Here is a 26,044-nt window from a genome sequence, read left to right on the forward strand (position 1 = left end):
GGCCGCTTTGCAACATTTATAGACCGAATGTCGTTACCATGCTTCCGTGACGGCGCGCTATTCTTTCCTTGCAAGATCGAAGTCGAATAGGGAATGGAACAGAAGAAGCCATGCAGGACTTTCATGTCGTCATCATCGGCGCGGGCCTCGGGGGCCTGTGCCTAGCACAGGGATTGAAGCGCGCCGGCATTCGTTTCGACGTCTACGAGCGCGATCCGGCAGCCGATAGCCGCTTGCAGGGCTATCGCATCCGCATCGATGCAAACGGACAACGCGCATTGCAGGCATGCCTGCCGCAGAGGCTATTTGAGCTGTTTGAGGCAACGGCCTCCATCAGCCCAAAAGCGGGGCGCTTCCTGACCCCGCAACTTCTGCCCATCGCCGGGCGCACACCGACAAGCTGGGATACTGGCGAAGATGAGGACGACGGCGATCTGAGCGTCAATCGCCTCACACTTCGCGAAATTCTGCTGTCGGGAATCGAGGACCACGTTCATTTCGGGCACGCATTCATGCGCTATAGCTGCTTGGATGACGGCCGCGTCGAGGTACAGCTCGAAGGCACCTCCCCGATTTCCTGCAACCTGCTTATCGGCGCCGATGGCGTGAATTCGCAGGTGCGCCGCCAGTTGGCTCCCTATGCCGAGCCCACGGATACCGGTTCGATATGCGTCTACGGCAAGAGCGAGCTGCCGCTGACCGGTGGCGCCAGCCTGCTTGAAGACGGAACGACGGTGATCTTCGCCGATGGCTGCACGGCGATCTTCGATCTCATGCGGTTCGGCGACGATGTTCCCAATCTTGCCGCTGATCTGGCTCCCGATTGCAGGCTGACGACGATCAGTGACTATCTCTATTGGGCAGTGATCGGCCCCCGGCAAAGGCTGGGGCTGGGGCTGGAGACATACGATCACACGCAGGACCTGCCCATATTGCTCAGGACCGCAATGCGCGGCTGGCATCCGGAACTGAGGCAGATCATCAGCCGAAGCAAGTCTGCGGCGGTGGCGGCACTCCACGTCAGAACCGGCCGTCCGGATGCGCTTTGGCCCTTCGGCGCCGTCACGCTCATGGGTGATGCCATCCATGCGATGAGCCCCGCCGGCGGACTTGGCGCCAACACCGCGCTCGAAGACGCGCGCATGCTCGCACAGATCCTGGCAGATGCCGGCAAGGAGACGAGGACGACCTGCACGTCGCTGCTCGACTACGAGGCCGACATGCGCGAACGGGCGACCCGGGCCATCGACACCTCGGAACGCGGTGCCGCGATGCTGTTTGCTGCCATGACCGACAAGATCGCCTGAGGAGAATATCATGACAATCGACGCAACCACTTTCGCCCTTCACGATGTTTCCCTGTGGCCGATCGTGCGCCAATCTGCAGGCTCCGTGCAGCCGGGCTATTCAAAACAATGGGAGCGGGAGATGGATGCACTGCTCACCCTCTCGATGCCCTTCGTCGTCATCATGGAAGGCGATGAACACGCCGAAGAGCATGAGGATCGCAAGACGCGCGGCATCTGGTTGAAGAAGAACAAGACGGCACTTGCTGCAATCTGCAAGGCCGTGATCGGCATCGAGGCCAGTGCGATCAAGCGCGCTGCCCTGCAGCTGCAGATGAGTCTTGCGACGAAGGCATTCGGGATGAGAATGGAAATCGTCGCCTCCCCGGAGGAAGCGCTGCAGCTTGCAGAGCGGATTCTCAAGGGAAGGGACGCGGCAAGTTCTCGCGCCGGCTAACCAACCCGAGAGCACAGACCGCCATCAGGACAGGTGAAATCCAAACCGGATCGGCACAGGTCGCGCCGATCCGGCCTTGCGGATATCCGGCTGCCGCAACCGTCAGGATGCGGGGCGGCGAAGGAGCGTGGCCTCTTTCCAGCCGAGCTCCGGGGCGATCGATGTCACGAAGTCGTGGATGATCTGCCGATACTCCTCATCATGAAACTCATAGGGCAGCTCCAGCCGGAATTCGCTGACATGGGGCAGGATCGGATCGTTGCGCAGACGCTCGAGAATCTCGTCGGACGAACCGACGAGATCGCGCGTAAAAAGCGTGCGGCGCTCGCCCTGGGGCGAAAGCGTACGTTCGTAGCGGCCGGCGGCATAGTCCGTATAGCGTTTGCGCGTGATCGCATCCGCGCTGTCAAACGGCACGATCACACGGCCGAGCGCCACCCGCCTCGTATCGCCGCCGGAAGCGCGATAGGTTTCCAGTTGCCGGGATTGGGCAACGAAGAAATCGTCGGTCTGCTCTCCCGTGGTAACATTGCCGATCAGCAGGTTAAAGCCGTTACGCCCTGCCCATTCGGCCGAGCGCAACGATCCGCCGCCATACCAGATGCGGTCGATCAGGCCCTTCGCGTAGGGTTGAAGGCGAGGACGCTGCGGACCGAACGGCGTCTTGATGACCGACCGCTGATCGCCGATATAGGTCCCGCGCAGATTGTCGGCGAAGCGCAACACCCTCTGATGCGAGAAATCGTGGCTCTCCCAATTGCCATCGAAAACAAGCGGCCCGATCAGATCCGCATGCAGCGGCCGGCCGGCGCTGAGGCCGATGTTCAGTCGTCCCCTCGACAGGACGTCCACGGTCGCAAGATCCTCGGCAAGCCGATAGGGGCTTTCATAGCCGATAGGTATGACGGCGGTGCCAAGCTCGATATGGCGCGTGCGCTGCGTTGCCGCCGCGAGAAAGGCGCTCGCCGAGGAGATGCCGGGCTCGAGATGCCGCTGGCGGACCCAGGCGCTATCGAACCCCTTCTGCTCGCCATGTTCGAGAAGCTGCAAAGTCTGCTCCAGACCGGCAAGCGGATCTTCGTCCGGATAGTTTCCTGGCGTGAGAAAGCCGATGTGGCTGATCGACGGGGCTGGGCGGCTCATGTGGCAATCTCCTCAGTATTTCGGCAAACCCGGCGGATTGGTTTCCGACTTCGGCAAAGCTTCTTCGGCAAGGTGCCAATGATTAAGGATCTTGGCGTAGGTGCCGTCCTTGATCAGCCCGTTCGTCGCGACGGTCAGTGCAGCAGCCAGTCCGCTGCCCTTGCGCGTCGTGATCGCGACATCGGAGCGATCCGGCCAGCCGGCGCTCAGCGTGCCCACGCGCCTGATATTCTTGTCGCGGGCCGCGATGTAGACCAGCTGGGCGTGTGGCTGCACGATGACGTCGGCGCGATTGGACTGGAGGGCCAAGAGACTTGCCGCATCGTCATCGTAATATTGCAATTCGATCGGCTTCAGGCCGGCTTTGACATCCTCGTCGCTCCACTTCAGCAGGATGCGCTCCTGGTTGGTGCCGGCACCGACGATGATGCGCAAACCGGCGGCATCCTTCGGTTCCTTGATCTCGGTGATCTTGCTGTCGCTCTTGACAAAGAAGCCGTGCAATCCCTGCCGGTAAGTCGAGAAATCGAACTTCTCCTTGCGCTGCTCGGTGACGCCGACATTGGAGATGACGGCATCGTATTTGCCCGAGGTCAGCCCGAGCGGCCAGTCGATCCAGGCGACTGGAACAAGTTCGAGCTTCAGGCCAAGCGCTTCGGCAACGGCATAGGCATAGTCCGGATCAGCGCCGACCACGGTCTTCGCATCCGTTGCATAGGTCGCAAGCGGCGGCCCGCCGGGAGCAACGGCTACCGTGAATTTGCCCGGCGTGACAAATTTGAAATCCTTCGAAATAGCAGCGATGGCTGCGTTATCTTTCGCCGCATGAACACGTCCCGGCTGCTCCGGGCTGAGATCGAATTCTTCGGCCGCCCTTGCGGCGCCAAGTCCGATCAGGGAAATCACCGTCGCGGCAGCAAATATGGTTCTAAGAGTAGGAAGGATGAACACGAACAAGTAGCTCCATGAATAAGACAGGGAGCGGACCGGCGCGGGCCCCACCGGCGCCGGTCCGCTCGGCCAACTTTACGAACCGCTTTTCGGCAGGCCCGCAGGGTTGGTCTTGGATTGATCGATCGCTTCGGCGCTCAGGCTCCAATGCTTCAGCACTTCGCCATACTTGCCGTTTTTGATCAGATCGTTGAGGGCGAGCGTGACCGCATCGGCCAGACCGGCACCCTTCTTAGTCGTAACGGCGATTTCGGCCGTAAGCGGCCAGCCACCCGAAACGGTGCCGACAAGCTTCCTTGTGCCGTTGATGGCGGCCTTATAGGCCTGTGTCGCATTCGGATTGAACTCGACATCGGCACGACCCGATTGCAGGGCAAGGTCGGCGGCGGCACGGTCGTCGTAATACTGCACGTCGATCGGCTTCAAGCCGGCCGCCACGTTCTGCCGATCCCATTCGAGAATGATCTTTTCCTGATTGGTGCCGGCTCCCGTGATGACCTTCAGACCGGCGACATCCTTGGGCTCCTTGATCTCGGTGATCTTGCTGTCCGCCTTCACGTAGAAGCCAAGGACGTCCCTACGATAGGTGGAGAAATCGAATTTCAGCTTGCGCTCCTCGGTAACGGTCACGTTTGAGATGACCGCATCATATTTGCCGGAGGAAACACCGAGCGGCCAATCTTCCCAGGCAACCGGCACCACTTCAAGCTGCAGGCCGAGTGAATCGGCAATCAGCTGCGCGATGTCCGGGTCCGCGCCGACGACAGTCTGGGCATCCGTGGCATAGGTGGCGATCGGCGGGTCCCACGGGTTGATGGCGATCGTGAACTTACCAGGATTGACGAATTTGAAGCCGGGCGCGATCGCCTTGATCGCCGCCTCGTCCTTTTCCGCTCTGACGCGATTGGAGGTATCCGGGCTCAGGTTGAATTTCTCGGCTGCATTGGCGACCGCGCAACTCATCACTACGGCGGTGGCAACTCCCGCCAGCACGTATTTCGCTCTATCAAAGAATGTCATGTCCCTACTCCATTTCATCTTAAGGTTGCTTCTTTTGTCGTTGTTGTCCGAGTGCCCGTCACGGCCCGGCATTTTTCACCAGCTTGTGTCCGCTAGAGAACCTTGGCGAGGAATGCGCGCGTGCGCGGATGTCTCGCATCGTTGAGGATCTGCGTCGGCGATCCCGCCTCGATAATGTGGCCGCCTTCCATGAAGACCACGGTGTCGGCGACCTCACGCGCAAAACCGATCTCGTGGGTGACGATGACGAGGGTCGTCCCGGTGCGGGCAAGCTCCTTGATGACATCGAGCACTTCGCCGACAAGTTCCGGATCGAGTGCCGAGGTTGGCTCGTCGAACAGCAGCACCTTCGGCCTGAGCGCCAGTGCGCGGGCGATGGCGACACGCTGCTGCTGGCCGCCGGAGAGCTGGCGTGGATAGGCGTCGATCTTCTCGCTGAGGCCGACCCGCGCGAGCAACTCCTGCGCAAACGCGATTGCTTCGTCCCGATCCAGCCCCCGCACTTGTATCGGTGCCTCGATAAGATTTTCCAAAACAGTGAGATGCGGGAACAGGTTGAAGTTCTGGAAGACCATGCCGATATCGGTACGGCGCCTCAGAATGTCCTTCTCCTTCAGCTCGTAAAGCACTTCGCCTTTCTGCGTATAGCCGACCAGTTCGCCGTCGACCGAGATGAAGCCACTATCGACGCGCTCCAGATGATTGATGGCGCGCAGCAGGGTCGATTTCCCCGAACCCGACGGACCGATGATGGCCGTCACGCTGCCAGCCGGCAGGCTCAGCTCGATATTATCGAGAACCTTCAACGTGCCAAAGCTTTTCGAGATGCCGTGAATGCGCACTGCACCGCCCTTGGCCCGAAGGCCCGTAACGCTCCGAAAGGCGGCAACCGTTGCCGTGTCCGACCCTGCTCTGGCTGCAGGCACGGGCAGTGGCCGCCGGAAGCGCTGGAAGAAGGCCTGGAAGGGCAAAGGCGTCGGATTGCGCACGGCGCCCTTGGAGAAATAACGCTCGATATAGTGCTGCGCGATCGACAGAACCGTCATGATGACGAGATACCAGACCGTCGCGACCATCAGCAGCGGAATGACTTCCAGATTGCGGCGATAGATGACCTGTACGGTGTAGAAGAGCTCCGGCAGGGCGAGCACGTAGACCATCGATGTGCTCTTGGCGAGGCCGATGATCTCGTTGAAGCCCGTGGGGAGGATGGAGCGCATGGCTTGCGGAAGCACGATGCGAAATGCCTGGCGCCGCCGCGACAGGCCAAGTGCGGCAGCCGCCTCCAACTGTCCCTGATCAACCGAGAGAATGCCGCCGCGCACGATTTCGGCAAAGAAGGCCGACTGGTTCAGCGTCAGCCCGAGGAAGGCCGCGGCAAACGGCGTCAGGAGCTGGGTTGTCGGATAGTTGAACAACACCTTGTCGGTGAAGGGAACGCCGATGGTGATCGTCTCGTAGAGGTAACCGAGATTGTTGAGCACCAGAAGCAGCACGATCATCGGGATCGAACGCAGCAGCCAGATATAGCCCCAGGAGAGGCTTGCAAGCAGTGGCGACTTCGAAACGCGCGCCAGTGCCAGCGCCGTTCCCAAAATGGAACCGGAAACCGCCGCAAGTGCGGTCAGAAGCAGCGTTCTGCCAAGCCCCACCAGCACCGGCTCGGCGAAGAACCATTGGGCAAAGACGTCCCAGCCCCAGCGCGGGTTGGTGAAGGTAGAATAGAGGATGGCGACAAGAACGAACGCAGCAAAGAGCGTCCCCACGGTTCGGCCCGGATGCCGCGCCGGAACGATACGGTAGCGGGCATAATCAGTCTTCGTCTCGGCCGTTCCCGTGCCAGGATCGACACTCGCAAAATCCGTCGTCAGCGCCATGATGCTTATCCCTTATGATTATGATTGATCCATGTCGCCATTATCTGCCGGCAGCAGCCAGACGTTGCTGCGGGCCCGAGGCTTCGGCGACATAGGACAAAGCCAGACGGCTGATATCCTTCTCGAAAGGCAGGCTCTTGTGAATTTCCGGATCTACGGACGTATCGAAGAGCGCGGTGTAGCCGTTGGTGAGATAGAGGCCGACAGCCTCGGGCTGACGAAAGCCGGTCGTCAGATAGATCCGGTGATAGCCCTGCCGCGCTGCCTGAGCCTCCAGCTCCACCAGCAATGTGCGCGCCAACCCCTGGCGACGGAGATCATGCCGTGTCCAGATGCGTTTGAATTCCGCAGTCCGGTCGTCGTAATGCTTGAAGGCCCCGCCGCCGATCGTTTCTCCATCTCGCAACAGGAGCAGAAAATTTCCATGCGGCGGCGCGAAGGCCTCCGGCGGATAGCGATTGAGTTCGGCAGCTGCCCCTTCCGCATTGAAATAGGTGCCGTAGCGGCTGTCATACTCATGGATCAATTCGTCGATCAGCGGCTTGGCGCGTGGATCAAGCGGGGTCGTATAGAGAAACGTGTCGCTCATGTCGGTCGTCACCTGTTATCATCCGCAAGGAAGGTTTCGGCGAGCCGCACCCAGTAACGGGCTGCGGGCGCGATGATTGCGTCGTTGAAATTGTATTGGGCGCTGTGCAGGGGCGCGCTGTCGCCGTTACCGACGAAGAGATAGCTTCCCGGCTTCGCCTCCAGCATGAAGGCAAAATCCTCGCTTGCCGTCCGCGGCCGGAAATTCGCTTCCACGGCAGCAACCCCAAGCGTCTGCAAGGCGACATTGCGGGCGAAGGCGGTCTCGTCGGCATGGTTGACGAGCGCGGGAAAGCCGAGGCGGTAGTTGACCTCGGCCACAGCGCCGAAGCTTTCCGCCTGCGCCCGCGCGAGCGCGGGAATCCGCTCCTGCAGCCTTGCTCGCACCAGCTCGCTATAAGCGCGCATGGTCAGCTTCAACTCGACGCTTTCGGGAATGACGTTGGAAGCGGAGCCCGCATGAATGGAGCCGACCGTCGCGACCGCCATATCCTGCGGATCGATGTTGCGGGAAACCACGCTTTGAAGAGCCGTGATGAAGGAGGCCGACGCCAGCACGGGATCGATGGCCCGATGCGGCTCGGCGCCGTGGCCGCCCTTTCCGACGATCTTGATGACTGCCTGATCGACGGAGGCCATCGCCGGGCCGGCAACGAAGCCGAACTGCCCGGTCGGCACGCCGGGCCAATTGTGCAGTCCGAAGACGGCATCGACCGGAAAGCGATCGAAAAGCCCTTCCGACAGCATCTTGCGGGCGCCGGCGCCGATCTCCTCGGCCGGCTGGAAGATCAGCCGAAGCGTGCCGTTGAAACTGCCGCTTTCGGCAAGATAGCGGGCAGCCGCCAACAGGATCGACGTGTGCCCATCGTGACCGCAGGCGTGCATGACGCCGGGATTGGCGCTGGCATAGTCGAGACCGGTCGCCTCCTCAATGGGCAGCGCATCCATATCGGCACGGATGCCGAGGCTGCGCTGCCCATCGCCCCGCTTGAGGGTTGCAACGACGCCGGTTCCAGCGATGCCTGTCGCAACCTCGTAGCCCCAGTCGGCGAGCAGTGACGCCACCTTCTTGGCGGTGCGATGCTCCTGAAAGGCGAGCTCGGGATATTGATGCAGGTCGTGCCTCAGCGCGATGATCTCATCGAGATAGGCAGCAATCCCTGTCTCGACTTGATCGGCGACCGAAGGGGTCTTGATGATGGCGTTCATGGCAATCGTCCGGGCTCAGGCGCCTACGGCCTTTGCGGGTTCGATGCCGTCGGCTTCCGCCGCGTAACGGCTTTCGCGGAATGGCAGGCCGAGGTGATCGCGCAGCGTCTCGCCCTTCAATGTCGGGTCGAAGTAGCCACGCTGCGTCAGGATCGGCAGAACGTGCCTGGAGAAATCGTCGAAGCCTTCGCCGATGACAGGGAAACCGAGAATGAAGCCGTCTGCGCCTTCCTCATCCACCCAGCGGATGATCTCATCGGCAATGTGCTGGGCGGTCCCGATAAAGGAGGTCCGCGGCGTTGCCGCATCGAGCGCCACCTCGCGCAAGGTAAGCCCCTTCTCTCGCGCAGTCTTCTTGATGCGGTCGGTGGTGGCGCGGAAATTGTTGCGGCCGATGTCGCCGAGATCGGGGAATTGTTCATCCAGCGGATAGGCGCTGAAATCGTGGTGATCGAAGAATCGGCCGAGATAGGCGAGCGCCTCCTCGATGGTAACGAGATTGCGGATCGCCTGATATTTGGCGTCCGCCTCGTCCTGCGTCGCGCCAACGATCGGGCCGATGCCGGGGAAAATGCCGACATCGGCGGCACTGCGGCCATGCGCGATCGCGCTCTGCTTCACCTGCTTGTAGAAGCTCTTGGCGTCATCGAGCGGCCCGCCGTTGGTAAAAACGGCATCGGCGTGCCTGCCGGCGAGCCGAACGCCGGAATCGGAGGCGCCGGCCTGGAATACCACCGGCTGACCCTGCTTCGAGCGACCGATGTTCAGAGGGCCTTCGATGCGGAAGAACCGGCCTTTGTGGTTCAGGCGATGCAGCTTGGATTTATCGGCATAGACGCCGGTCTCACGGTCACGCACGAAGGCATCGTCATCCCAGGAATCCCATAGGCCCTTGATGGCGTCGAGATATTCGTCGGCGATCTCGTAACGAAGCTCATGCTCTGGATGTTCGCGGCTATAATTGCGGCCGGAGCCTTCGAGCGGCGACGTCACGGCGTTCCAGCCGGCGCGGCCGCCGCTGATGGCGTCAAGCGAGGCAAACTGCCGGGCGATGGTGAAAGGGTCGCTGTAGGAGGTCGAGACCGTCCCGACGAGACCGAGCTTTGTCGTAAAGGCGGCGAGCGCGGAAAGGATGGTCAGCGGCTCGAACCGGTTGAGGAAATGCGGGATCGACTGCTCGTTGATGTAAAGCCCATCCGCGACGAAGGCGAAGGCGATGCCGGCCTCTTCCGCCTTGCGGGCCGTCTTGACGAAGAAGTTGAGATTCGTGCTGGCGTCGGCTGGCACGCTCGGGTGCTTCCAGGCATTCATGTGGCCGCCCGGGCCTTGCAGCATGATACCGAAGGTGACGTGTTTTTGAGCCATGATAATCCTCCTGGGACAGGCTGCTCAGGCAACGAGGGAAAGACGTTCTTTAGCCAGCAATTCTATGGAATTGAGCCGTTCGGCCGCGGACAGCGCCGGCGTATCGAGCACGAATTCGTCGACGCCGTAGCGACGGTGCAGCGCGTCGAGTTCGTCGCGGATCTGCGCTGCCGTGCCATGCAGCACGCTTGGCACCTTCTCCTCGGTCCGGAAATCCGAGAAGCCCGCCTGACGGGCAAATTCCGCCGCCTGCTCCTGGGTGCCAACGTTGACGGTCTGGCCATTGGGCAGGAAGAGCTTGACGATACGCAGCCGGCCGACGCGCTCGCGAGCATGGGCCTCGCTTTCGGCGGCGAAGGCGGCGAGCGCCAGGATCGGAACCTTGCCGCCGCTGGCACGGTCATAAGCCTCGAAGGTCTTCTGCAGATTTTCCGGATCGCCGTTCAGATGGCCGGCAAACACCAGCCTCCAGCCCTTCTCTGCAGCGAGTTTCGCGCTTTCAACACTGGCGCCAAGCAGGAAGCGCTCCGGTGAGCGCGGCGGAAAAGGCGTCGCCAGCGCGCCATCGAAATGAGGATCGGCGGCGAGGTAAGCATTGATATCGGACAGCTGCTCCGCAAAGTCCGGCTTCTTTTCAGGGTCGAAGGCACGCTGCAATGCGCGGGTCGAGAGCGGAAATCCGCCCGGCGCCTTGCCGACGCCGAGGTCGATGCGGCCGGGCGCCAGCGAAGCCAAAAGGTTGAAGGCCTCCGCAACCTTGTAGGCGCTGTAGTGTTGCAGCATGACGCCGCCGGACCCGAGACGGATCTTCGAGGTTCTGGCAACAAGATAGGCGATCAGAACTTCAGGCGCCGAACTCGCCAGGCTCGTCATATTGTGGTGCTCGGCGACCCAGAAGCGATGATAACCAAGCTCTTCGGCCCTGATGGCCAAGCGCGTCGTAGCACTGAGCGCATCGGTGGCGCTGAGCCCCTGTTCGATCGGGCTCTTGTCGAGAAGGCTAAGGAGATAAGACATGCCGTTTCATCCGTGTTTGCGCCCAATGCCGACCATTGATCGCATAGTCTATAAAAAACATAGATTTTAAGTTATTTAAGAAACAGCTTTCTTTTTCTTCCGCCGGATGCGGAAAAAATCAGCAGTGGCCAAGGGGAAAGGCGGAGCGATACAGCCGAAGGCCTGCGCGAGCCTCGATTGGACCATCAATGACTTGATGAAGACCATGTTGGTCCCAGCCCGATCATGGACGACCCCAAACTGACGGACGGAACCTCCCCAAGCCGTCCGCCCAGCCCCACTATTCGCGCGAGCCGCGGCGCATCGGGCAAAGCGACGAAAGCCAGGATCGGCGGCATTTGAATGCAATAGATTGCCAAAAACCGCAAATCAGTTCACCTTTCAATCATGCCCAATATCGCACGACCATTCGTGACCGATGATGATCCGGACCGGCACATCCGCTGCCAGGATGCACTGCAAGCCGCTTTGCGAGAGTTGGTGAGTGCTGCGACCCTGGCGGGATGGTCGGAGCGTGAGGTCGTGCTGGCGATTGGCGACCTTGCGGACAAGCACTTGCGCTCGCTTGATGCCAATGACAACACGGACACACTGATCGCGATGCTGCGGCGGATGACCTAGCCTGCCTGCCATCCACCTGCTGGGGATCGGTCGTTGCAGCCGCTCAATATGTGACGCTTTTCTTGAGTTCGGCATTGCTGGGGATCAAGGCGAGCGGAATGGCGCAGAGCGCAATCATCGTCCACAGCGTCTCGTTAAGGCAGGCGACGATGGGGCGATACCCACCAATATTCAGGACACGGATGAGGTCCCGAATGGCTATACTCGTGTCCGTTTCGCTCCACGGAAAGATGCCAGCGCTGTCGTCTCCGCGAATTCGGACAAACAATTCCTATTATAGTCTATAAAAATAGTTTGCTATTTCTATCGATCCTCTCCCCGATTTCGCTAGGCTTTGTTCATCGCATTCAGGGAACCGCTGGAAAACATGATCCGGCCAAGGGGACAAGCATGAAACTCAACACACTGATCGCTGCCGCCGCCATGGGCCTTGCCAGCATTTCGATGGCTGCCGCCGCGGCTGCAGCCGACAAGAAGGTCGTTGTCGCCTATCAGACGGACGCCCTGCCTTCCTCCGTCGCAATCGCCAATGGCGAATTCGCCAAGGAGACGGGCTATGACATCGACTTCCGCAAGTTCAATTCCGGGGCGGAGATCTTTGCGGCCATCGCCTCCGGCGATGTCCAGATCGGCTATGTCGGCTCAAGCCCGTTTGCCGCTGCCGCATCGCGCGGGCTGGAGGTGAAGGCGTTCTACCTGTCCTCCATCTCGGGCGTCGATGAAGCGCTTGTTGTGCGCAACGGTTCCGGCATCAACACGCTCGCCGATCTGAAGGGCAAGAAGCTCGCGGCTGCGCCCGTCTCCACCGACCATTATCAATTGCTTGCTCTCATCAAGTCCCTTGGTCTGAGCGAAAAGGACGTGCAGGTCTTCGCCATCACGCAGCCGGAAATCGTCGCTAGCTACAATCGCGGCGATATCGACGGCGGCTTCGTCTGGGACCCGGCACTGACCGAACTCAAGAAGAACGGCAAGGTGCTGGTGACATCCAAGGATGTTGCCGACAAGGGCGCCCCGACGTTTTCCGCCTGGGTCGCAACGTCGAAATTCGCGGCCGACAATCCGCAGTTCCTGAAAGCCTATGCCTCGGTAATCAACAAGTACTACGCCTCCTTCGCAGCCGACAAGGCCGCTTGGGGACCGGATAGCGACAATGCGAAGGCGCTCGCCAAACTGCTCGGCGGCACGGCGGATCAGCAGGCCGCGGCACTCAAGAACCTGTCGCTTCTGACGCCCGACGTGCAGGCATCGGCGGCATGGCTCGGCGGCGGCGACCAATCCGGCGCCGCCAAGATCCTGAAGGACACCGCAACGTTCCTGAAGAGCCAAGGGAAAGTCTCCGAAGTCCTGTCGAATTACGGCGCATTCGTCACTGCTGACGCGCTCACGAGCGCGAGCAACTGATCCTCCATTGATCCTCCCTGGCACCGGCGCGCGAATTGCGCCGGTGCCGAAACTTTGAGAGGCCCTATGCTTCAAGTCGACCATGCCAGCGTTTTCTTTGCGGCGCGTGACGGCAGAACCGTTCACGCGCTCGACCGCGTTTCCTTCAACATTCCGGAGCGCGGTATCGTCGTTGCACTCGGCGCATCCGGCTGCGGCAAATCCACCTTGCTCAATGCGATCGCCGGCTTCCTGCCGCTTTCGGAGGGGAAGATAACGCTCGACGGCAGGCCGGTCTCCGGCCCCGGCGCCGATCGCGGTGTCGTGTTCCAGAAGGATTCGCTGCTGCCTTGGAAATCCGTCATCGACAACGTGGCCCTCGGCCTGCAATTTGCCGGATTGGGGCGACGAGAAAGACGGGAGCGCGCGTCGCAGCTGCTGCGGCTCGTCGGCCTCAATGATTTTGCCAATGCCCTGCCCTATGAATTGTCGGGTGGCATGCGCCAGCGTGTCGGCATTGCCCGGGCGCTCGCCACCGATCCGGACATATTGCTGATGGACGAGCCCTTCGGCGCGCTCGACAGCCTGACCCGCGAGCAGATGCAGGAACTGTTGGTTTCGATCTGGGCCAGAACCGACAAGCGCATTTTCTTCATCACCCATTCGATCGAGGAGGCGTTGTTTCTCGGCACCGAGGTGCTCGTGATGTCTCCGAGGCCAGGCCGCGTGGTTGCCCGCTTCGAGCTCGATTTCGTACATCGCTTTGCCGCCGGCGGCGATACGAGAGCCATCGTCTCTTCACCGGAATTCAGCGGTCTGCGGGAAGAAATTCGCGCCATCCTCCATAGCGCCGATAACATCAGGAGCGCTGCATGAGCGACATCATCGAAACGCGCCCGATCGCCGCTCCTCAAGACGAAGCGCAGCCGAAGCTGGTTCGCGTTCCCGGCTTCGGCGTTGGCGAGAAGCCCACCATCGCCATCAGCATCGCCACGGCAATCGCCTGTCTTGCGCTGTGGTGGCTGGTCGCCAAACTTGGGCTGGTGTCGCACCTGTTCCTTCCCCGCCCCGACGAGGTACTGACACAGATCGGCGTCGTCTATCGCGATGGCTATGCCGGTGCCTCGCTTTCCGAGCATATTCTGGCAAGTTTGTTCCGCATCGTCGTCGCCGCGGCCATTGCAATTGGTGCGGGCATTCCCGTCGGCCTGCTGATGGGCCTCAACCGCTGGGCAAAGGGAATTCTGGATACGCCGATCGAATTCTACTGGCCCCTGCCTCCGCTTGCCTATCTGCCGCTGATGATCATCTGGCTCGGTATCGGCGAGACCTCGAAGATCACGCTTCTCGTGCTTGCCATGTTCGCGCCGATCTGTTTGTCCGCTCAGGCCGGCGTGCGCTCGCTGCCGCTGGAGCGTGTCAACGCCGCGCGGTCGCTCGGCGCGAACCGGCTGCAGCTTTTCTTCACCGTCGTCCTGCCCTCGGCGCTGCCGGAAATCCTGACCGGCATCCGGATATCCTTCGGCATCGGCTGGGGAACGCTCGTGGCGGCAGAACTGATAGCCTCGACCCGCGGCATCGGCTTCATGATCATGTCGGCATCGCAATTTCTCGCCACCGATGTCGTCTTCGTCGGCATCGGCATCATCGCGGTCTGCGCATTCGCGTTTTCGGCCGCCATCCGCATCCTCGAGGCCGTCCTCGTTCCGTGGAAAGGCAAGCTCTAGCGACTGCGGACCGTGAGCAGCCATTGACGGTCCTCCAAACCACCCAATCTTTCATTCGCTCCCGACAGATCCACAGGCGCAGGCATGAGCAGCAATAGCGAATTTCTCTGGTACATCCCCAACGACGTCAAACCCGGTCATCGCGGCGATTCCGCCGTCGAGAACCACAACAGCCTGGAGACCCTGGCCAGCCATGCCAAGGCGCTGGAGGATCATGGCTGGAAGGGCGCGCTGATCGGCACCGGCTGGGGTCGGCCCGACACATTCACCGTCGCGGCGGCGCTTACCGCGCGCACTACCTCGTTCGAGCCGCTGATCGCAATTCGCCCCGGTTACTGGCGGCCGGCGCATTTCGCCTCCGCCGCCGCCACGCTGGATCAACTGAGCGGTGGCCGCGTGCGCGTCAACATCGTCTCCGGCAAGGACAATCTTGCCGCCTATGGCGACAGCGAGGGCGATCAAGCCGATCGCTACGGCCGCACCAAGGAATTCATGCGGCTCGTCCGCAGGCTCTGGACCGAGGAAAATGTCACCTATGAGGGCGAGCATTTCCACGTTGCGGAATCCACCGCCGCGCCGCGCCTTCAGCACCGTGGCGAACGTCTGCATCCCAAGCTCTATTTTGGCGGCGCTTCGGACGCAGCACAACGCGTTTCCGCCACGGAAGCCGATGTTCAGCTTTTCTGGGGCGAACCGCTCGCCGATATCCGCGAGAGGATCAGCCGGCTCAGGACACTTAGCAGAGACCTCGATCGCGATCTTCCGCCATTGGAATTCGGGCTGCGCATTACGACACTGGTTCGCGACACGACGGAGCAGGCCTGGACCGATGCAGAAGCAAAGGTTGCCGAGATGGCGAAGAACAAGGGCATCGGCTGGAACGATCACCGGCAATCGATAGCGGTGGGCCAGAAACGGCTATTCGATCTCGCCGCGCGCGGCGACGTGCTCGACGACAATCTCTATACCGCCCCAGGCAAGTTCGGCGGCGGCGGCGCCGGCACCACCTGGCTGGTCGGCTCGGCGGAGGATGTCGCTCGCTCGCTGCGCAAGTACCGCGATCTCGGCATCACGCATTTCGTCCTCTCCGACACGCCTTATCTGCCGGAGATCAAGCGACAGGGCGAACAGCTGCTACCGCTTCTGCGCGTCTGAAGGCTTGATGCGGCAAACCAACCGAAGCTCGGGAATTTTGATTTGACGGTCGGCCGTGATCGGACGCCGGGGTTTCATAACGTCGTTGAATTATTTATAGTCGAGGCTAAACATCATTACACGACTCTTAATCTCAGGGAGATGAGCCGCCTTGACGAAATTGCCTGCCGCCCCGGAAAGCCGTCTTTCTTCGACCGAGATCGAGACGCACGCCGAGGCCTTTCAGAAAAGCCGCGACGACCGACGCACGGAATTGATGGAAGACTACGTCGAGCTCATCGCCGACCTGATAGAACATGCCGGCGAGGCGCGCCAGACCGATATTGCACAAAGACTGGGAGTTACACAGCCGACGGTTGCCAAAATGCTCAAGCGGCTGGCCGAGGAAAATCTCATTAAGCAGCGCCCCTATCGCGGCGTCTTTCTGACCGAGGAAGGCCAACGGCTGGCGATCGCAACCCGCAGGCGCCACGAAATCGTGGAAGCCGTTCTTTGCCGTCTCGGCGTCGATCCCGACACCGCAAGGAATGATGCCGAGGGCATCGAACACCATGTCAGCGAGAAGACCCTCGAAGCCTTCGAGCGCTTCTTGAAGACATGACTACTTATACATCGGGCAAATTGGATGATGATCGAGCCAGAGAGCCATTTGTGGCACAGTTTCAACAAGAATGAGTTGAAAACAGGCTGACATTGACTGTCTGGCTTGACCCGCTACCTGATATCAACGCAAGCTTTACCAATGCTCGTTAAGCACAACTTAGCGAACTGCCGGCCTTAGCCTTTCGCATACTGACTTTTATTGCCGGCGCAGGGAATCATGATGAACGCCCAAGACTTTAGCAGCACCATCTTCGACCTTGCCCCCGTCGCCATGTGGCTGGAGGATTTCAGCGGCGTCAAGGAGCAGTTCGAACTGTGGCGCGCCGAAGGCGTGACGGACCTGCGCTCATATCTGCTGGCCGACGTGCAGCGCGTTGCGGCCTGCTCGCAAAAGATCAAGCTTCTTGCCGTCAATGCCAGAACGCTGGAACTCTTCGAAGCGCCGTCCTTGGAGACGCTTGTCGGAAGCCTTTCGCGGGTCTTCCGTGACGAGATGCTGCAAAGCCATGTGAATGAACTTGCCGCGCTTTGGGAGGGCAAGGCCGAATTTTCCGGTACGGCGGTCAACTATTCTCTCGGCGGCAGAAGGCTCGATATCCAGCTTCGCGGCGTCATCCTGCCGGGTCATGAGACCTCCTGGAGCAGATTGCTGCTGACCACGGAAGACGTGACGGCGCGCGAGGAGGCAAGACGGCAGGAAGAACGGCAACGCCGCTATGCCGAGGGAATGTTCGAGCATTCGCCCGTCTCCCTCTGGGTCGAGGATTTCAGCCGCATCAAGATCCTGCTTGACGAGATCCGCAACCGCGGCATCGTCGACTTCCAAGTGTTTCTCGATGTGCATCCGGAATTCGTCCAGCAATGCATGAGTGAAATCAGCGTGCTCGATGTCAATCAGGCAACGCTCGACCTCTTCTGCGCGCCGGATCGCCAGACCCTGCACCACCGGATCGGCGAAGTGTTCCGCGACGATATGGAGAAGCATTTTCGCGGGCAATTGGTGGAATTGTGGAACGGCCGCCTCTTCCATCAGCGCGAGGTGCTGAACTATGCCCTCGACGGATCGGAACGCCATGTTCTGCTGCAATTCTCCGTCTTTCCCGGCTATGAGAACGACTGGTCGCTGGTGCAGGTGGCTCTGACCGATATTACGGCGCGTAAGAAGGCGGAAGCCTACCTCGAATATCTCGGCAAGCACGATGTGCTCACCAGACTTTACAACCGCGCCTTCTATATGGAGGAAATCAACAGGCTGGAGCGCAAATCGCTTCGGCCGGTATCGGCCATCATCATCGACCTCAACGGCCTCAAGGAGGCCAACGACGAGAGCGGCCACGATGCCGGCGACGCGTTGCTGCGCCGCATGGGCGAAGTGCTGAACAGCGTCGTCTCCCTGCCGAACCACGCAGCTCGCATCGGCGGCGATGAATTCGCCGTTCTCATGCCGGGCGCCGACGACGTTACGGCAGCCGCGATGGTCGAGACGATCAACGAGCTGCTGAAGATCAACAATCAGTTCTATTCCAGTGCGCCGCTCGGCATCTCCGTCGGCGTTGCAACGAGCCAGCCCGGCGAGACCATGGAAGCGATGATCAAGCGCGCCGACCTCGGCATGTACGAGCAGAAGAAGGCCCATTACGCCGCGGCCGCCACTATGCGCTCACATCAGGCAAAGCACGGCGCCTGACGTCTCGGCATAGACGCCAACCCGCCCAATCCATTGAATCAGCTGGCTTTCATGTGCCCGGTAGCCGGGAACAAAAGCTGCGACTTTTCATTTGGCTTTCTGGGAAAGATGGAGTTTTGACATGGAAGATCAAACGGCCAATATCGTCGTCGCCACGCGAACAGCACTCGACCAGGCCTCGGCGCTCGCGGTTCAATATGGCTTTTCGCTTCTCGGCGCGATCATTCTCCTGATCGGCGGCTGGCTTCTTGCCGGCATCATCAGCCGCTCGGCCTATCGCGTCATCTCGCGCATCCGCGGTATAGACGAAACGCTTGCGAGCTTCTTCCAGAACGTCCTGCACTACAGTTTGCTCATCCTCGTTTTCATCACCGTCCTTGGGCAATTCGGCGTGCAGACCGCCTCCATCATCGCCGCTCTCGGCGCTGCTGGCCTGGCGATCGGCCTGGCGCTGCAGGGCACGCTGCAAAACATCGCGGCCGGCATCATGCTGCTGATCCTGCGGCCGTTCCGGGTCGGCGAATATATCGAGACGACGAACGTCAAAGGCTACATCAAGGAGATCGGGCTCTTTGCCACGGAGATGAAGACGGCTGACGGCCTCTACCTCATGGCACCGAATTCCACTCTCTGGAACACGCCCATCATCAACTATAGCCGCGAGCCGGAGCGTCGCCAGCAATTATCCGCCGCCTTGGGCGACAACGTCGACATCGATCTCGTTCGCAAGACGATCCTCGACATCCTGAAAGCGGATCAGCGCATCAAGAACACGCCTGGGCCGAAAGTCTATCTCGACGATCTGGCCGCCGACCAGGTCGTGTTCAACATCGAGTATTGGACCGTCACGTCGTCCTGGGCAGATGTCCGGCACGATGCCGTTTCCAAACTGAAGGCCCGGCTTGCCGAGCCCGACATCACGATCAAAACAGCGGTTGATGCGGCGGGCGCTAACGATTGACGTCAGGCAACCGCCAAGCCCGCCGCCGGCAGGGAGTTGAACCAGCGGCAGGCTTCGCGAGGCGATTGCACCTCAAGCAAGATCGATCTCTTGCTTGTTCTAAACTTCCGCGAAAGCCGTTTGTTCCCCGCTTCGATCCTCGCCGGCCAAGCCGAGCAATCTTGCGAACCTACCATTTGATGCGGTAGTCCAGGCGCACATTGCCAGCCGGCATCAAGGTCTGCGGATCGGCGAAGGAAGCGGAAAAATTGAGGTTCGGCGCCAAGGGCTGATGAAACGAAACCGTACTGGAAAAGACGCTGGCCGCATCCCTCAGATTGCCGATCGCGGATATCGAGCTTCCAGTCCAGGGGACGGCGACGGTCACGGCCTGCGTCGCGGTGATGGAGTTTGCCGCATTCCGCGACCCCGCATAATTTACGTTCAGCGACCGGGATGTGCTCATGTCCAGGTTTTCCGACACCGTCCAGCTGCGCGAACGCTCAAGGCAAAGCGTTCCGGTGCTGTTGAGGGTGTCGACCCTCAACGCGACTTCGCGGCGCCATACGGTCGAAAAGTGCCTTTGATCGTCGATCGCCGTACCCCAGAGCGTCGCCAGGCTACTGCTTCGCAGGATCGTGCCGCTCGCCGCACCACCAAGCCCGAGATCCATACCGGCACTGACATCCCAAGCCATCGGCAGCCGGAAACCGAGTGTCGTCTTGTATGTTCGCGGCGCCAATTTGACCGGCGACCAGATCATCAGGTCGCTGGCCTTGGACACTTGAGGCAAGCTGACACTCGCAAGAAGACCAAGAGCGCCGCGAAGGACGCGTTTTGACTTGAAGCCCATGCTAAAGCCCGCATTCTCTATGCCCGGACCCAACGACGTCCAGGGCGCACTAAGACAACAGCCAGGCAAGGAACAGCGCCGCGTTCTGGCCTCGGATCGATTTGTTCGGTTAAGCGCCAGCAAGTCGCAGCGCATCGGAGCCACGCTTGGCGGCATCCGGTTGAAGGGAATAGCGCCGCTGCAAATCAAGCGGCAGCCTTCCCCTAAAGACTCCCATCCGCTGCCGCGCTTGTAAACCCCTTGGGCTCAAGTTTTTTGCTGCGTTGCACACATGTCGCAGCCAGGACGCGGCCGCATCGAAGCGGCAACAGCGTCAATGGCCTGAGGGAACCGGCTTCCATCGACAACTATGTGTTCATTGAGGAGCAATCACATTGCCGCTATCGAGAGCCTGCGAGGCGTCGAAGCGGCAAACATTCATTCCACCCGAAGCCCGGCTTTCTTCAGAAGCGGAAGTACGCGATCGCAGAAATAGGGAAGTTCCTGCGTATAGTTGACGAAGGACAAGGCGATGCCGGCATAGCCTTGTTCGGCGATCGCAATCATCTCGTCAGCGATCCGCTGGGGCGTTCCGATCAAGGGGTAGCTGCCCGCTCCGCCGGCAAAACGCTGCCGGTAACGATCGTAGGCGTCGCGATCATGCGATTGCGAGAACTCCTTCTTGCCGGCCATGTGCTGGTCGACGGCGGCGTGATCGGCCATGGTGACGGCATAGCGCCTATAATAGTCATCCGCCTCCGCCTGCGTTTCGCGGCAGACGACGTGGCAGACGGTATAGACACCGACCTGCCTGCCGTTCCTCTCCGCCCGCTCGCTGATGTCAGTCACATGCTTTCCGGCGTCGGCGATCTCGGTAAAGGTCGTGAAGAGATAATCGCAATGTGCCGCAGCGAAGTCGCGACCGGGGCCGCCGAAAGCCGCATTCATCGTTACCGGCCGCGGCGCCTGCAGGCTTGCCGGTCGGCTGACGGCTTCCTTCAGATTGTAGTAGGTTCCGGCATAGTCGAGCGGATCATCGGAGGCATAGAGCTTTTCGACGATCTCAAGCCATTCCGCCGCCTGATCGTAACCTTTCTCGACGAGCGGCACGCCGAACATGCCGAATTCTTTCGGGTTCCAGCCGCAGACGATGTTGAGCCCCGCCCGCCCCTGGCTGACTTGATCGACGGTGGCAAGTGACTTCGCCGCATAGAGCGGATGGACGAGCGGCACATGCACCGTCATGAACAGGCCGATGCGGTCCGTCGCAGCGGAAAGTGCCGCCGCCCAGGTGAAGGTCTCGAATGACCACTCGCGCACCCGGTTCTTGCCGCCGAAACCGCGCCAGCGGGCAATCGGCAGAAAGAATTCGAGCCCGGCGCGGTCTGCGATCTGTGCGGCAGTCAGATTGTCCTGCCAGCCGGCCGTCCAGCGTTCGGGCACGTCGGTAATTGCCAGGCCGCCATCCGCATTGGCGGAAAACACGCCGAGCTTCAACCGGTTCGGCCCCTTCAGCGGATGCGTCTTCATGGTGGCTTGCTCCTCCCCGAGTTCACCGCACGCCTACGCTGCTCGAGATATGCAGCGACACGATGCGAGAATGTGTGCCGCTCGCGAGAGGGAATTTCAAGCTTAAAATTTATCAATCCGCACCAAGCTCAGGAGTCACGAAATCGATGCCGCGGATATCGCCTCGATGAGCGCACCGAAGCATTGGCTTTAGACAAATTCACTGAGAAGGTATGTACCCGGCCGACTAATAGCTCGGGCGCTATTTTCCCATCCACTTGTATTCGGCAATCGAGGCCTTGCCTGTCTTCTTATCGTAGAGGCACAGCAGATTGACGTTATGAACAGCGGTTTTCGATTTGCCGATTGAGCCACGCAATAAAAGTCCGACCTTGCCAATTGAATCGTCAAAAACGATGGGAGCGGAAACCTCTGGCGTATTCATGCGGGACATTCCGATGCAGGTGCCGTTTACCTTGGCGAAAAGTGCGTCCCACGCGCCTTCGCTAGAGGCATAGCTTTGCGCAGCCGTCATGAGCAAAACCAACGCGGCGATCCCAAATTTCCGATACATGTCAAACCTCTCGCTCAGACCAAACGCCATCTTGTCACGGCACTCCAAGTTGAGCCTTGCTGAGTGCCTGACGCGACTAGATACAAGTCAACGCAGTTTCATCAAGTCTGTTCTTGGGGAGTGACCTCGCTCAACAGCCAATCCTGAAACAATGTCGCGGTCTCGTTGGTCTGTTTCTTTTCCGGCATGACGACATAGTAGCTGTTCTCGGTCGGCATCGGTCGGTCGAACAACGGCAGAAGCGTGCCGGCCTTCAACTCCTCCTCGATCAGATAGATGGGCAGAAGCGCAACGCCGAGCCCCGCAATGGCCGCGGCAATGATCATGGAAAACTGATCGAAGCGCGCGCCCGGATAGGCGTTCTCGGTCGGCAAATCCTGCAAGTCGAACCATTGCGCCCAGAGCTTCGGGCGGGTCGTCAGATGCAGCAGCGGCGCTGTCGATAGTTCTTCCGGCGAGACAAGTCCCAGCCGCCCGGCAAGCTCCCGGCTGGCGACCGGCAGCACTGTCTCGTTGCAAAGAAAGGTCGCGACAGCACCCGCCCAGGCCGGCAGGCCGTAGTGAATGGCGAGATCAAAATTATCCTCGTCGAAGCTGAACGGCTTGGAGCGCGATTCCACCGTGACGGCGACATCGCGATGTTCATCCAGAAAGCGGCCGAGGCGAGGCACCAGCCAGCGCGTGCCGAAGGTAGGCAAAGTCGCGACCTTGAGCGACAGTTTCATCTGGCCGGCAGCGACGGCGCCGATCATCAGCCGCTCCGAACGCAGGAGCAGATCTTTCACCTCCGGCAACAACCGAAGTCCGGCCTCGGAGAGGACGACGCGCTGGCGAACGCGTTCGAACAATTTCAGGCCCGTCTGCTGCTCGAGATCGCTGATCTGGCGACTGACAGCGCTTTGCGTGAGGTTCAGCTCTTCGGCCGCGCGCGAAAAATTCTGATGGCGCGCAGCGCATTCGAATGCCTGCAGATTGACGATGTCAGGGATGAGGCGTCTGCGCATGGTCATTCCATTTTCGCATCAAGTTAGAATTCTCTCTCACAACACCGGGCATCAAACAAGAGATATTCTGCAAAACAGGAATGATATAGCCTTTCAGGAAGAAATCGAACATGAAGCCTGATCACATCTCGACCAGCGATATTCGCAGCGCTTTTTCCGCCGCCATGTCGGCGATGTATCGCGAAGAAGTTCCCGCTTACGGCACGCTCATGGAGCTTGTTGCCCGCGTCAACGACGAAACGCTGGCGGCACAGCCAAGGCTTAAAGAGCGGCTGGAAGCGACCGATTATCTCGATCGTATCTCCGAGGAGCGGCACGGCGCCATCCGGCTCGGCACGGCCGCAGAGCTTGCGATGATGGCGCGCGTCTTTGCCGTCATGGGCATGTATCCGGTCGGCTATTATGATCTCTCGACCGCTGGCGTGCCGGTTCATTCGACCGCGTTCCGCCCCGTCGGTGATGCGCAATTGAAGTGCAATCCCTTCCGCGTCTTCACCTCGCTGCTGCGTTTGGACCTCATCGCCGACGAAGACCTTCGCAAGGCCGCTGCAGACATTCTCGCCAAGCGCCGGATTTTCACCGAGGGCGCCGTTGCGCTCACCGAGAAGGCCGAACGCGATGGCGGCCTGACCATGGCCGATGCCAGCCGGTTCGTCGACGAGGTGCTGGAGACCTTCCGCTGGCACGACGAAGCCAATGTCGATACCGGCATGTATCGTCGCCTCCACGATGCCCATCGGCTGATTGCAGATGTCGTGTCGTTCAAGGGACCGCACATCAACCATCTGACGCCGCGCACGCTGGATATCGATCGCGTCCAGGCGCTGATGCCCGATTACGACATCGCACCGAAGGCTGTCGTCGAGGGGCCGCCGACGCGCAACTGCCCGATCCTGCTGCGCCAGACCTCGTTCAAGGCGCTTGAGGAAGCAGTCTCCTTCCACAATGCCGATGGCATCTGGGAAGCCGGCTCGCACACGGCCCGCTTCGGCGAGATCGAGCAACGCGGCATTGCGCTGACGCCAAAGGGACGCGCGCTTTATGACAGGCTGCTCGATCAGTCCCGCAAGCGCGTGCGCCCGGCAGCCGACGGATCGAACGCGCGCGGTTATGAGGCCGCGCTCGCTGAGAGCTTCGCCGAATTCCCGGATGACTGGGTGGCGATCCGCGCCGAGGGCCTTGGCTACTTCACCTATTCGCTGACGGCCAAGGGCCAGACCGCCGTTGCGAGCCATGGCGATATCGATGCGCTGATCGACCAGGGCCTCGTCCAGTTCGATCCGATCGTCTACGAGGATTTCCTCCCCGTCAGCGCTGCCGGCATTTTCCAGTCCAATCTCGGCGATGGCGCGCAGCAGGATTTTGTCGCCAGCCCGAACCAACAGCGCTTCGAAGTCGATCTCGGCATGAAGGTGCTGAACGAGTTCGACCATTACGCCGGCATCGAACAGGCATCGATCGACGCCTGCCTGCGGGCATTATCCAAACAAGACGCCGCCGAGTGAGGCGCAGCGGCGCCAATCGCCGCCGCCGAGATCAAAGACAATTGGAGTTTCATGACATGAATATCGCAGCCAAGACCCCTTCCGTTGCCGCCGAAGCGGCCGCAATTCTCGAAAAGCTCGGCGTTGACAAGGCGCTCTATACACAGGGCAACATGCCCTCTTACTCCCCGGTTACCGGCGAGAAGATCGGCAGCCTCAAGACAGTTTCGGCCGATGAGGCGGCAAGCAAGATCGAGAAAGCCCATGCCGCATTCCGCGCCTGGCGCCTGGTGCCGGCTCCGAAGCGCGGCGAACTGGTACGCCTGCTCGGAGAAGAGTTGCGCGCCGCCAAGGACGATCTCGGTCGCCTCGTTTCGATCGAAGCCGGCAAGATCCGCTCCGAAGGCCTTGGCGAAGTGCAGGAAATGATCGACATCTGCGATTTCGCCGTTGGTCTTTCCCGCCAGCTCTACGGCCTGACGATCGCGACGGAGCGTCCGGGCCATCGCATGATGGAAACCTGGCATCCGCTCGGCGTCGTCGGCATCATCTCGGCCTTCAATTTCCCTGTCGCGGTCTGGTCATGGAATGCGGCGCTGGCGCTGATCTGCGGCGATGCCGTCGTCTGGAAGCCCTCGGAAAAAACGCCGCTGACTGCGCTTGCCTCGCAGGCGATCCTCGATCGCGCGCTTGCCCGCTTTGGCGATGCGCCTGAAGGCTTGTCGCAGGTCCTGATCGGCGATCGTGCGATCGGCGAGATCCTCGTTGACCATCCGAAAGTGCCGCTCGTTTCGGCCACCGGCTCGACGCGCATGGGCCGTGAAGTCGGACCGCGGCTTGCCAAGCGCTTTGCCCGTGCCATTCTCGAACTCGGCGGCAACAATGCCGGTATCGTTTGCCCGTCTGCCGATCTCGACATGGCGCTGCGCGCTATCGCCTTCGGCGCCATGGGCACGGCCGGCCAGCGCTGCACGACGCTGCGCCGCCTCTTCGTCCACAGAAGCGTCTACGATCAGCTCGTACCGCGTCTGAAGAAGGCTTATCAGAGTGTCTCGGTCGGCGACCCCCTGCATTCCCAGGCTCTCGTCGGCCCGCTGATCGACAAGACCGCGTTCGACGGCATGCAGAAGGCCGTTGCCGAGGCCAAGGCTCATGGTGGCTCCATCACCGGCGGCGAGCGCATCGATGTCGGCCACGCCGACGGCTATTACGTAAAGCCAGCACTGGTGGAAATGCCGAAGCAGGCAGGCCCTGTTTTCGAAGAGACCTTCGCGCCTATCCTTTACGTCATGCCCTATGACGATTTCGATACCGTCATCGACGAGCACAATGCCGTTGCCGCCGGCCTTTCGTCGTCAATCTTCACGCGCGACATGCAGGAATCCGAGCGCTTCCTCGCAGCCGATGGCTCCGATTGCGGCATCGCCAACGTCAACATCGGCACGTCTGGCGCCGAAATCGGCGGCGCATTCGGTGGTGAGAAGGAAACCGGCGGCGGCCGTGAATCCGGCTCGGACGCCTGGAGAGCCTATATGCGCCGGGCGACCAACACGGTGAACTACTCCAAGGCCCTGCCGCTGGCGCAGGGTGTCTCCTTCGACATCGAGTAAGC

General features: G+C 60.6%; 24 protein-coding genes. 12 read left to right on the plus strand and 12 right to left on the minus strand.

Annotated features, from left to right (window positions below):
* Window positions 1-110 precede the first annotated feature (110 nt).
* Window positions 111-1,307, plus strand: coding sequence for an FAD-dependent oxidoreductase (locus ACIQWP_RS16945; protein WP_402789241.1), 1,197 nt, complete (start codon window positions 111-113; stop codon window positions 1,305-1,307).
* 10 nt (window positions 1,308-1,317) lie between these two features.
* Window positions 1,318-1,743, plus strand: coding sequence for a hypothetical protein (locus ACIQWP_RS16950; RefSeq protein ID WP_402789244.1), 426 nt, complete (start codon window positions 1,318-1,320; stop codon window positions 1,741-1,743).
* Between the two features lie 102 nt (window positions 1,744-1,845).
* Here ACIQWP_RS16950 and ACIQWP_RS16955 read toward each other — a convergent pair whose 3' ends face one another.
* From ACIQWP_RS16955 to ACIQWP_RS16990, 8 genes are all read right to left on the minus strand, one after another.
* Entirely contained in the window at window positions 1,846-2,886 is a 1,041-nt protein-coding gene (locus tag ACIQWP_RS16955) for an LLM class flavin-dependent oxidoreductase (protein WP_402789246.1), read from the minus strand.
* Between the two features lie 12 nt (window positions 2,887-2,898).
* Window positions 2,899-3,837 (minus strand): ABC transporter substrate-binding protein, encoded by a 939-nt coding sequence (locus ACIQWP_RS16960; RefSeq protein WP_402789249.1) that lies wholly within the window; start codon window positions 3,835-3,837, stop codon window positions 2,899-2,901.
* A gap of 75 nt (window positions 3,838-3,912) precedes the next feature.
* Window positions 3,913-4,857 carry an ABC transporter substrate-binding protein gene (locus ACIQWP_RS16965; protein WP_402789252.1) on the minus strand — a complete coding sequence of 315 codons (945 nt, stop codon included), beginning with the start codon at window positions 4,855-4,857 and terminating at the stop codon, window positions 3,913-3,915.
* A gap of 92 nt (window positions 4,858-4,949) precedes the next feature.
* Window positions 4,950-6,734: an amino acid ABC transporter permease/ATP-binding protein gene (locus ACIQWP_RS16970; RefSeq protein ID WP_402789255.1), complete on the minus strand. Its 1,785-nt coding sequence runs from the start codon at window positions 6,732-6,734 to the stop codon at window positions 4,950-4,952.
* Between the two features lie 40 nt (window positions 6,735-6,774).
* On the minus strand, window positions 6,775-7,323 hold the full coding sequence (locus tag ACIQWP_RS16975; protein ID WP_402789258.1) for a GNAT family N-acetyltransferase: 549 nt from the start codon (window positions 7,321-7,323) through the stop codon (window positions 6,775-6,777).
* Window positions 7,324-7,331: 8 nt separating this feature from the next.
* The gene (locus tag ACIQWP_RS16980) at window positions 7,332-8,531 is read right to left on the minus strand and encodes a M20 aminoacylase family protein (protein ID WP_402789261.1); all 1,200 of its coding nucleotides are present in this window, start codon (window positions 8,529-8,531) and stop codon (window positions 7,332-7,334) included.
* Between the two features lie 15 nt (window positions 8,532-8,546).
* Window positions 8,547-9,896, minus strand: a complete 1,350-nt coding sequence (locus ACIQWP_RS16985; protein ID WP_402789264.1) for an LLM class flavin-dependent oxidoreductase — start codon at window positions 9,894-9,896, stop codon at window positions 8,547-8,549.
* Window positions 9,897-9,920: 24 nt separating this feature from the next.
* Window positions 9,921-10,913: an LLM class flavin-dependent oxidoreductase gene (locus ACIQWP_RS16990; RefSeq protein WP_402789267.1), complete on the minus strand. Its 993-nt coding sequence runs from the start codon at window positions 10,911-10,913 to the stop codon at window positions 9,921-9,923.
* Window positions 10,914-11,324: 411 nt separating this feature from the next.
* Between ACIQWP_RS16990 and ACIQWP_RS16995 the strand changes: the two genes are divergently transcribed.
* From ACIQWP_RS16995 to ACIQWP_RS17030, 8 genes are all read left to right on the plus strand, one after another.
* On the plus strand, window positions 11,325-11,534 hold the full coding sequence (locus ACIQWP_RS16995) for a hypothetical protein (RefSeq protein ID WP_402789270.1): 210 nt from the start codon (window positions 11,325-11,327) through the stop codon (window positions 11,532-11,534).
* Window positions 11,535-11,924: 390 nt separating this feature from the next.
* Window positions 11,925-12,938 (plus strand): taurine ABC transporter substrate-binding protein, encoded by a 1,014-nt coding sequence (gene tauA / locus ACIQWP_RS17000; protein WP_402789273.1) that lies wholly within the window; start codon window positions 11,925-11,927, stop codon window positions 12,936-12,938.
* A 66-nt stretch (window positions 12,939-13,004) separates the two neighbouring features.
* The gene (locus ACIQWP_RS17005) at window positions 13,005-13,793 is read left to right on the plus strand and encodes a taurine ABC transporter ATP-binding protein (protein WP_402789276.1); all 789 of its coding nucleotides are present in this window, start codon (window positions 13,005-13,007) and stop codon (window positions 13,791-13,793) included.
* Complete coding sequence (locus ACIQWP_RS17010; RefSeq protein ID WP_402789278.1) at window positions 13,790-14,644, plus strand: ABC transporter permease subunit; 855 nt, start codon at window positions 13,790-13,792, stop codon at window positions 14,642-14,644. The genes ACIQWP_RS17005 and ACIQWP_RS17010 overlap by 4 nt, the downstream gene beginning before the upstream one ends.
* Before the next feature lie 84 nt (window positions 14,645-14,728).
* Window positions 14,729-15,799, plus strand: a complete 1,071-nt coding sequence (locus ACIQWP_RS17015) for an LLM class flavin-dependent oxidoreductase (protein WP_402789280.1) — start codon at window positions 14,729-14,731, stop codon at window positions 15,797-15,799.
* A 151-nt stretch (window positions 15,800-15,950) separates the two neighbouring features.
* Window positions 15,951-16,400 (plus strand): manganese-binding transcriptional regulator MntR, encoded by a 450-nt coding sequence (gene mntR, locus ACIQWP_RS17020; RefSeq protein WP_402789282.1) that lies wholly within the window; start codon window positions 15,951-15,953, stop codon window positions 16,398-16,400.
* A 219-nt stretch (window positions 16,401-16,619) separates the two neighbouring features.
* Window positions 16,620-18,089, plus strand: coding sequence for a diguanylate cyclase domain-containing protein (locus ACIQWP_RS17025; protein ID WP_402789286.1), 1,470 nt, complete (start codon window positions 16,620-16,622; stop codon window positions 18,087-18,089).
* A gap of 121 nt (window positions 18,090-18,210) precedes the next feature.
* A complete protein-coding gene (locus ACIQWP_RS17030; RefSeq protein WP_402789289.1) occupies window positions 18,211-19,050 on the plus strand; it encodes a mechanosensitive ion channel family protein in 840 nt (279 codons plus the stop codon).
* A 169-nt stretch (window positions 19,051-19,219) separates the two neighbouring features.
* On the opposite strand, the gene ACIQWP_RS17035 is transcribed toward ACIQWP_RS17030, so the two are convergent.
* The 4 genes from ACIQWP_RS17035 to ACIQWP_RS17050 all read right to left on the minus strand — a co-directional run bounded on the left by ACIQWP_RS17035 (window position 19,220) and on the right by ACIQWP_RS17050 (window position 22,954).
* Window positions 19,220-19,813: a hypothetical protein gene (locus tag ACIQWP_RS17035; protein ID WP_402789892.1), complete on the minus strand. Its 594-nt coding sequence runs from the start codon at window positions 19,811-19,813 to the stop codon at window positions 19,220-19,222.
* A 486-nt stretch (window positions 19,814-20,299) separates the two neighbouring features.
* Entirely contained in the window at window positions 20,300-21,391 is a 1,092-nt protein-coding gene (locus ACIQWP_RS17040; RefSeq protein ID WP_402789292.1) for an LLM class flavin-dependent oxidoreductase, read from the minus strand.
* Window positions 21,392-21,632: 241 nt separating this feature from the next.
* The gene (locus tag ACIQWP_RS17045; protein ID WP_402789295.1) at window positions 21,633-21,944 is read right to left on the minus strand and encodes a hypothetical protein; all 312 of its coding nucleotides are present in this window, start codon (window positions 21,942-21,944) and stop codon (window positions 21,633-21,635) included.
* A gap of 101 nt (window positions 21,945-22,045) precedes the next feature.
* Window positions 22,046-22,954 carry a LysR family transcriptional regulator gene (locus ACIQWP_RS17050; protein WP_402789298.1) on the minus strand — a complete coding sequence of 303 codons (909 nt, stop codon included), beginning with the start codon at window positions 22,952-22,954 and terminating at the stop codon, window positions 22,046-22,048.
* A 104-nt stretch (window positions 22,955-23,058) separates the two neighbouring features.
* On the opposite strand from ACIQWP_RS17050, the gene ACIQWP_RS17055 reads away from it, so the two are divergent.
* Window positions 23,059-24,453, plus strand: a complete 1,395-nt coding sequence (locus tag ACIQWP_RS17055) for a VOC family protein (protein ID WP_402789301.1) — start codon at window positions 23,059-23,061, stop codon at window positions 24,451-24,453.
* A gap of 56 nt (window positions 24,454-24,509) precedes the next feature.
* Window positions 24,510-26,042 carry an aldehyde dehydrogenase family protein gene (locus ACIQWP_RS17060; RefSeq protein WP_402789304.1) on the plus strand — a complete coding sequence of 511 codons (1,533 nt, stop codon included), beginning with the start codon at window positions 24,510-24,512 and terminating at the stop codon, window positions 26,040-26,042.
* Window positions 26,043-26,044 lie beyond the last annotated feature (2 nt).

The organism is Rhizobium sp. NPDC090279, assembly GCF_044769665.1.
In the GTDB taxonomy this organism is placed as follows: Bacteria; Pseudomonadota; Alphaproteobacteria; order Rhizobiales; family Rhizobiaceae; genus Rhizobium.

Coding starts and splice junctions, on each gene's coding strand:
- ACIQWP_RS16945 (WP_402789241.1), top strand. CDS start 111: ATGCAGGACTTTCATGTCGTCATCATCGGCGCGGGCCTCGGGGGCCTG.
- ACIQWP_RS16950 (WP_402789244.1), top strand. CDS start 1,318: ATGACAATCGACGCAACCACTTTCGCCCTTCACGATGTTTCCCTGTGG.
- ACIQWP_RS16955 (WP_402789246.1), bottom strand. CDS start 2,886: ATGAGCCGCCCAGCCCCGTCGATCAGCCACATCGGCTTTCTCACGCCA.
- ACIQWP_RS16965 (WP_402789252.1), bottom strand. CDS start 4,857: ATGACATTCTTTGATAGAGCGAAATACGTGCTGGCGGGAGTTGCCACC.
- ACIQWP_RS16970 (WP_402789255.1), bottom strand. CDS start 6,734: ATGGCGCTGACGACGGATTTTGCGAGTGTCGATCCTGGCACGGGAACG.
- ACIQWP_RS16975 (WP_402789258.1), bottom strand. CDS start 7,323: ATGAGCGACACGTTTCTCTATACGACCCCGCTTGATCCACGCGCCAAG.
- ACIQWP_RS16980 (WP_402789261.1), bottom strand. CDS start 8,531: ATGAACGCCATCATCAAGACCCCTTCGGTCGCCGATCAAGTCGAGACA.
- ACIQWP_RS16985 (WP_402789264.1), bottom strand. CDS start 9,896: ATGGCTCAAAAACACGTCACCTTCGGTATCATGCTGCAAGGCCCGGGC.
- ACIQWP_RS16990 (WP_402789267.1), bottom strand. CDS start 10,913: ATGTCTTATCTCCTTAGCCTTCTCGACAAGAGCCCGATCGAACAGGGG.
- tauA (WP_402789273.1), top strand. CDS start 11,925: ATGAAACTCAACACACTGATCGCTGCCGCCGCCATGGGCCTTGCCAGC.
- ACIQWP_RS17005 (WP_402789276.1), top strand. CDS start 13,005: ATGCTTCAAGTCGACCATGCCAGCGTTTTCTTTGCGGCGCGTGACGGC.
- ACIQWP_RS17010 (WP_402789278.1), top strand. CDS start 13,790: ATGAGCGACATCATCGAAACGCGCCCGATCGCCGCTCCTCAAGACGAA.
- ACIQWP_RS17015 (WP_402789280.1), top strand. CDS start 14,729: ATGAGCAGCAATAGCGAATTTCTCTGGTACATCCCCAACGACGTCAAA.
- ACIQWP_RS17025 (WP_402789286.1), top strand. CDS start 16,620: ATGATGAACGCCCAAGACTTTAGCAGCACCATCTTCGACCTTGCCCCC.
- ACIQWP_RS17030 (WP_402789289.1), top strand. CDS start 18,211: ATGGAAGATCAAACGGCCAATATCGTCGTCGCCACGCGAACAGCACTC.
- ACIQWP_RS17040 (WP_402789292.1), bottom strand. CDS start 21,391: ATGAAGACGCATCCGCTGAAGGGGCCGAACCGGTTGAAGCTCGGCGTG.
- ACIQWP_RS17045 (WP_402789295.1), bottom strand. CDS start 21,944: ATGTATCGGAAATTTGGGATCGCCGCGTTGGTTTTGCTCATGACGGCT.
- ACIQWP_RS17050 (WP_402789298.1), bottom strand. CDS start 22,954: ATGACCATGCGCAGACGCCTCATCCCTGACATCGTCAATCTGCAGGCA.
- ACIQWP_RS17055 (WP_402789301.1), top strand. CDS start 23,059: ATGAAGCCTGATCACATCTCGACCAGCGATATTCGCAGCGCTTTTTCC.
- ACIQWP_RS17060 (WP_402789304.1), top strand. CDS start 24,510: ATGAATATCGCAGCCAAGACCCCTTCCGTTGCCGCCGAAGCGGCCGCA.